At 42.1% G+C, this 7,545-nt stretch carries 4 protein-coding genes; all 4 read left to right on the top strand.

Features of this window, described 5'->3' with window-relative positions:
- Window positions 1–545 precede the first annotated feature (545 nt).
- Genes OCV29_RS23575 through OCV29_RS23560 form a run of 4 tightly spaced genes read left to right on the top strand, consistent with a single transcriptional unit; the run spans window position 546 to window position 7,371 of the window.
- Window positions 546–3,272, top strand: a complete 2,727-nt coding sequence (locus OCV29_RS23575; protein WP_261887476.1) for a DEAD/DEAH box helicase family protein — start codon at window positions 546–548, stop codon at window positions 3,270–3,272.
- On the top strand, window positions 3,269–4,378 hold the full coding sequence (locus OCV29_RS23570) for a hypothetical protein (protein ID WP_261887475.1): 1,110 nt from the start codon (window positions 3,269–3,271) through the stop codon (window positions 4,376–4,378). The genes OCV29_RS23575 and OCV29_RS23570 overlap by 4 nt, the downstream gene beginning before the upstream one ends.
- A 12-nt stretch (window positions 4,379–4,390) precedes the next feature.
- Window positions 4,391–5,923 (top strand): phospholipase D-like domain-containing protein, encoded by a 1,533-nt coding sequence (locus OCV29_RS23565; protein ID WP_261887474.1) that lies wholly within the window; start codon window positions 4,391–4,393, stop codon window positions 5,921–5,923.
- A 2-nt stretch (window positions 5,924–5,925) separates the two neighbouring features.
- Window positions 5,926–7,371 (top strand): sigma-54-dependent transcriptional regulator, encoded by a 1,446-nt coding sequence (locus tag OCV29_RS23560; RefSeq protein ID WP_261887473.1) that lies wholly within the window; start codon window positions 5,926–5,928, stop codon window positions 7,369–7,371.
- Window positions 7,372–7,545: the final 174 nt, after the last annotated feature.

The raw sequence follows: 7,545 nt of genomic DNA, 5'->3' as shown, positions 1-7,545 counted from the left end.
TTTAATCTCCTTGTGAGGCGAAATCGCCGGCAACTGACTTCATTGTATCTTCTCAATTTTACTTGTCAATAAGACAAGTAAAATATTTCAACCAGCCGAACACCGTCAGTAAAGTTTCAGAGAACAACAGTATAAGAGATTGTCCGGAATGAAAAATATGGTTTGTCAAAAATAAACCTGTGTCGATGAATTTTTGCATGCAAAAAATTGGGGGAGGGGTGTTTTGCTATTTGAGTGGAAGGGGTCAATGACGTTTTGGGTATATTTGTTCGATCGGCTTACCGGCACCCAATATACAATTGTTTTTCAGTTACAAGGATGACTAGTTCGTTTGATTCTTTTCAATTCACATCCGGATCATCATTGACTCTGTGAAGCACCCCACCTATGGGTTATAAAATACACCTATAGGTGTAAAATTTACACATAAATAAAAAGCATTATTTCCTTTTTACACAGTGAATAATGAATTCTTTGATGCTAAAGGTTGTTGGCATGATGCTTGATATCCAGAAAGAACAACAAATTAAATCAGAGGATAAAACATGGCGTTATTGAGATACGCTAACTTAGGAATTCACCGGCCAGATATTCTGCTTAGTAAAGTCGTGAGTGGTCTGGGTGAGTTTTATAAGTATTTAGATACCACTCGAAAATACCTGGAAAGTACAAAGGCTGTTAAAGCGATAGCTTGGGAAAAGCTGGATGATGCTCCGGATGGAGTGTGGATACAATTAGTTGAGCCTGCTGATAACTGTGGTGATTTCGAAAAGAACTTAAAGCGCTTTCTAGATGAAAGTACTGATACTGTATACGAAGCAAGCCCTGCGAGATGGAAGGTAGTAGGGAGTGCAGCCAGGGAATGCCCAAATTGTAGAAGTTATGGTAAGCCTAAAATGGCTTATGCGACGAAGGAACACGCGGACGAAATTGCAAGTGAATTAGGCAATGGGCTGTCATCTTATGAGTGCCCAGACGGCTACGGTTGGCATTTGACTGGAAAATCTCAAGATAATGTGGGATTCAATAAATCCAACGCAATTTCAGCCTTGGACAGAAATGTAGAAAATGACAGCTTGTTATTGGATCGCTTACCTGACCACGACTATTTGGTTATTCGTCCAAACACATACCAGATAAAGTGTCAGATTAATGCATTACAAAGCTTACAAGACTCCCCTTCTATTCATCATCTTCCACTATTAAGGCTGTTTGAAGGTAAGGACCATGCCAAGTGGCCGAGTGTTCCTTATGATAAGCACTTATGCGATGAGTACTACGTTCTTACTGATGGTGCAAGAGAGGGAACATCTCAGCAACGTGAGTTTGTAAATATTGCACTCAACACGCCTGACTTTGCCTTCCTTGAGGGCCCCCCGGGATCAGGTAAAACTACAGCAATTTGCGAACTGATTCTTCAACTAATAAAGCGAGGTAAGCGGATCTTACTTTGTGCATCAACTCATGTTGCTGTTGACAATGTTCTTGAGCGAATGATGTCTGATGAAAACATGTATCGCGATATGGTTTTACCTGTGCGGATTGGAGATAAATCCAGCGTTTCTCAAAAGGCAAAGCCATGGCAATTGGAAGAGTTTGTTAAAACTGAACGCACAAGATTGCTAAAACATCTTCAGCAGCAACCAAACATTTCAGTTAGTCAGAAGTTACTTAAAAGTAAGGTCGGTGAAGGTAAACATATTGTTGAGCGTCTTGTTCTTGAAGCGGCGAATTTAGTTTGCGGGACAACTATTGGGTTGCTTCAGCATCCTGATATCAAAAATAAACAATCAACATCGCCAATCTTCGATGTGATGATTATTGATGAAGCATCAAAAACAACTTTTCAAGAGTTTTTGGTGCCAGCGGTACTTGCCAAGCGTTGGATCATGGTGGGAGACCCAAAACAGCTTTCACCTTATGTTGATGATGAAGCTACCGAGGTAAATTTGCAGCCATGTTTACAGGATAGTTATCAGCGAGAAGCATGCGCAGATATTTTCTCTGCCCGACAAATCAATATTCAGAAACGAGAAGTATCCTTGGTTTGCACTGACGATGAAAAGACAATTGAATTTTATCATCAGCAAGCAAAGTCCAAAAATGTATTGGTTGCATCATCTAAAGGTCCGAAGACAGATCTCCCTTACGCATCAGTAGTCCTTGGTTCGTCAGTGTTCATCGTTCAGAATGCTAATCACCTTCCCCTGGATTTGACGACCATAAGGGGGCTGCCTGCGTTACCGAAAAAGTTAGAAATGCGACTTTCAGCGCATTCGAGATTAACTCGTACAAAAATCAAGACCGAGTCCGATAGCTGGGAATCCCAGTTAGCGTGGCGACTGGCTCGCATGTACGAACAGCGCCTAAATACAGAATCTGACGGAAGTTCTAAAACTGCTAACAAGTTAGAGGAAGATATCAAAGCGTTACTACCATTCGACTCAGAAAAAGATACGTTCACTGCAATAAACAGGGTACGTAGGATCGCACTGCCTTCTATTCTTGAATCACTGCAAGTTGGATTTGAACGTACAGAGTATCAGAAAAAAGGCACCGCTCTGTCTGATGGACTTCCCGCTAATGTTTTAAATCAACGACAAATACGGCTTAGCTACCAGCACCGGATGCATCCAGACATCGCCGAATTTTCCCGAGTACACATATACCATGGAAAAGCATTGCAAAGCCCTGATGGCCTGGCTGAAAAGCGGGACTGGGGTTATCGAAACGGCTCACATCGTTGTATATGGCACGATGTTAAAGGCCGAAAAGGCAAAGAAGGTGAAATCACCGCTGAAGTAGAAGAAATATTAAAAGAATTAAACCGCTTTGATTCTTGGGCAAAATCGAACTCAAATATTGAGAAAAACCGACAAAAGCCATGGGAAGTTGCTGTTTTGGCTTTCTATCGGGCACAAGAGCGAGCTATACGTCGAGCATTACGAAAGTGGACGGGAAATCATCACGGAGTAAGGCATTTCTATCGAGGTGAGAAATCCTCACCGTATATTGATATTCAGATATGTACAGTAGACCGTTTTCAGGGACATGAGGCTGACTTTGTCATACTTAGTTTCGCAAATAATCATCCCACGAGTTTTCTCGAAAGCCCAAATCGATTGAATGTGGCAATTACGAGGGCCAAGCATCAGCTCATTGTGTATGGAAACCGCTCAGCAATGCAAAAGGCATCGGGTGTGTTAGGTACTTTTGCCAGCAATTCTTACTGGTCTACAACAATCGAGACTGAATCACAGGAGGCACTATGAGCCAGGACATCATACTCAAACGAGAAATTAAGACTGAAAGTTGGCTCATACAGGGTGAAATCGCGCTGGCAGATAGCCGTCCAGAAATTAACTGCGTGCTGCAATTTCTTCAAGATTATCCGAATGCGAGTTCTTCCGAGTGCTCCGAACACTTATTTGGAGAAAAAATCGGACGTCGTGTCGTCGCTGAAAGGTTACTGAATATTTGTCGGTTATATGGCCTGGCAGAATCAGTTCGAGGCCAATATATATTGACTGATGCAGGGGAAGCTGCACTTAAAAAAGACCATGTTTTAGTGCCGACAGATGGGTGCTGGAAGTTATGTATTTGTGATGAGCCTTTATTACCCCATCCACTTTTGACTATTGAAGCGCATATGGAGCCAAGCGCAGCGTCAATCGGGCTGGGGAAGAACCGTCATAACCTAAAAGCGCGGGCTGATAAGTTGTTGGAGATATCTCAATCCGTTAAGGAACTCGTTGGTTTACAAGAACAACCAATAGGTGGTGGCTCGGAAGTACGCGTGGACAAAATAGAACTTAAAGGTGAACGCATACCACCTCAAGGTAAACCTTATTACATCGAGTGGAATGTTACAGCTGGAATTGTTGAAGTTAAACGAGGGAAAGATCTTGTTTACACGCGTACGGTTGAGCCTGTTATTCGCCAGAAAATTCTGGAAGTACTCCTTGATAATGTAGGGTTGTTAAAGCAATGGGATGAACGAGAAGAGGTTTTATCTATTCCTTTTGATAAGACAACTGAAGAAGAACGAATAAGCATGCGAAAAGCTGTAAACATAGAAAAACCGTCCGTTTATGAATTGGGTACTTTCGATTCAATGAAGTTACCAAATATATCCATTTCAGCATTTACAGAATCGGATGCTAGAGAGTGGGCTGAATGGCGATTAGATAAAAATATCTATATGTATGCCACTAATAGCAATTACCAGGTGTGGAGAGAAAAAGCACTCGAACCTTTTAATAGTTGGAATTTTACACTACCTGATAGGGCTGAGCTGGCAAATCAGTTTTGGATTGAAGAAGACCAGCAAAATCAGCATACCTGGCATGTCATTGCAGCCCATGATTGGAACCTATAAGGAATAATAGTGATGAATCTAATTGAAAAGTTTACTAAGACAGAAACCAAGATTGTTGATCAATCAAATACCAAGTTGCCCCCTGTGCTTTTGCCTGTTTTACCTAAACAGGTATCTGCTCCGCAACCTATTAATAGCGCTTTGTTCTGCAATGAGCTGCAATCAAGAGTTGTCGAATTAATCGATAATGCCGAACACTCGGTTATTCTTAGTACGTTTTTGCTTGCTGATGAGAATGTCGAATCTGCTGTCCTAAAAGCTGCAAAGCGCAAAGTTCGTGTGTACATACTATTGGCATGTGAGACTCGTCTTGATGGCGATGTGCCTGATGATGAGTTTGGTAAAAAGTGTCTTGTGCAGCATAAGGAAATGTTAAACAAATTGTCTGGACATGTTCACTTTGCATCTGCGCCACATTTCCACGCAAAGGCTGTGGTCATAGATGCATTACATGAGATCGGTGATGCGAAAGGGTTACTGTTAACGGCAAACCTTACAGAAGAAGCACTGAAACGAAATGAAGAGTTGGGGGTCTCGCTTTCACGCCATCAAATAGATGAGATCGTGAAAGTGTTCCGTTGGGCAATCTTCGAGAGTGCGCAGCACCATATGACAAGCCGTGGTGAATTCTCAGCATATAAGTCGCCGGGCAATGTCAGATATCCAAGGGAATTAACTGAAATACTGGTCACATCCAGTGAAGACGCTCGAATTAGGGAACATGCATTAGCGTTGATCAATCAAGCGGAAAATGAACTCATCATATCGAGTTTTGGATGGCAAGAGGACCATCAGCTTGTAAAAGCAATATGTGAACGTGCGAAGTCGGGGCTAAAAGTCACCATTCTATCTCGCCAAAGACTCGCAGCCATGCCAGCGTTGTTGGCTATGAAACAGGCTGGTGCATCGGTGATGTGTTTTAAATGGCTACATGCCAAAGCGATTGTAGTAGATGGAATGCATGGCATGGTGATGTCGGCCAATTTTCAAGCGCATGGTATGGATCAAGGCTTTGAGTTAGGCGTAAAACTCACCGGTACTCAGGTAAAAGAGCTGATGAACTGCTTAGATATGTTTTTAACTAATAGCCACAATGAATTGAGCATCGACATGAGTCTAGGGATGATTTCTGGTGGTTTTGAAGCTTGGGAAAATAATACATTCAAGAGGTACTCAGTCAGCGAAGTAGACATTGTTGAATTATCACCTATAAAAGCAGATTGCTTGTCTGATATGGATAAGCACCCAAAAATACCCAATGCAAACTGGCGGGAAAAAACATCGCACAAGATTGAGTATAAATGGCGTATAGAGCCGCCAGTTATCACTAACGCCAGTCCAGAGTATTTCAAACCTTTAACGGCTAAGGATGAAACTTCTAAGAAGCAGGATTCAGGATCGCTTAGAGAGAGTTATGAGCCAAAGGTTGTTCGACTGACAAAAAAACAGTTAGCTATTACAGTTCGTCAAGAATACGAACTTGCCATGGCAAAAAGGCTGAAGCAAAGTGAATTGCCAAACGCCCGAATTGTATTGGAGGCGTAACTTTGGATAACAAAAACACACTGCTTTGTTGGCACTCAAAAAGAGCTGGGGTTGAGGTATTAGACGAAGCGTTAAAGCGGCTTAAGAATCGTAAAGTTTATGTTGGCAAAGTCATTGTTCTTACTCAGTCAGCTGGGGATAACAGTCTGTACAAAGAGCATGAATTTGGCGATATACAGATTACCTTTCGAACTGTAGCTATCGAGAACCCAGCTGATCACAACGAAATTTACCACGCAATAGAGTCTGAGATTATTCCAGAGCTAAAGCTTGAACAGAATCTTCATATCAATGTATCGCCGGGAACACCGGCGATGCATGCGGTTTGGTTGATTCTTCATGCTCGGGGGCATTTTCCACGCGAAACAATCCTCTGGTCATCACAATATAACCCCGATACCAAAAGAACCAGCATTGCCAAAGTTGATTTCAGTGTAAACACGTATCTGGCAGAGATCTCTGCTATTTCAAGTTCAGAGGGCGGTTACGCCCTTTACGATTTAGACCCTAAATCAAAAGCAAGGCAGGATGCATTACAAACGTTAAAGCAGTTCTCTTGTGTTCCCAAAGCTCCGTTACTTGTACTGGGTGAACGTGGTACAGGGAAAACGAGGCTAATTGAAACCGTTGTCGGTAAGGTAAAGCAAAAGCAGGTTGTTACGCTTGCATGTGGAGGACTAGATTCTCAAGTGGTTGATAGTATGTTGTTTGGCCACGTAAAAGGTGCGTTCACTGGAGCGGAAAAGGATCGCAATGGGCTTTTGAAAGAATCAAATGGAAAAGTATTGTTCTTGGATGAGATACAAGATTTACCAACTTCGGTTCAACGAAAGCTGGTTAGAGTGCTTCAAGATAATCATCACAGTTTTCGCCCTGTTGGGAGTGACACTGAGGAAGCATCTGACTTCGAGCTGGTTTGTGCGAGTAATAAATCACTTGAGCAATTGGCAACGATACTTGATGCTGATTTCTTTGATCGTGTATCCATGCTCACTATTACAATCCCTCCACTTCGGGCATGCAGAGAAGATATTTTGTCTGATTGGCAACGCATCTGGCAGGAAGTCAATGTTAACCCTAATCTGCCTGAGGAAGCCCCTGTTTCAAATGAGTTAATCCAGTTTTTTAACTCGGCATATTTACCAGGTAACTTACGTGACCTAAAAAAGCTGGCATACATGACGTGTGCGTTTTTAAGTGCCCAAGATACAGAGTCGGCAATCTCTAGCTCACTAGCTTCGTTGGGCGAACAGGTTATCCAAGATGATAGTCAAGAAACGAGATTTACATTTGGTGATCTATCCATGACAACTAAGGATGAGTTAACGAAAGCGTTTCATAAGGAATTTGCAACAGCTGCCAAAAAGCAATTCAGAACATGGGTTAAAGCCGCAGAAGCATTGGAGGTGGATCAAAAAACTCTGCAAAAGTATATGAGAGATAATTGAGTTATTTTGGTGTTTAATTGTTTGCATGAGGATCTGGTGTTGGTACTGCTTAGCAAGACGACAAATAATCTATCTAACAGAATCCACTACATCAACAGGATAGAGCTCAAAGTAACAGACTGTAGTGATCTGGTTTTTCCCCAAACCCAGATCATCCAAAATTTTTGCATGCAA

The organism is Vibrio aerogenes, from assembly GCF_024346755.1.
Taxonomy (GTDB): Bacteria; Pseudomonadota; Gammaproteobacteria; order Enterobacterales; family Vibrionaceae; genus Vibrio; species Vibrio aerogenes.
Note: the sequence above shows the minus strand (reverse complement) of the source record. Positions and strands in the feature narration are given on the sequence as shown.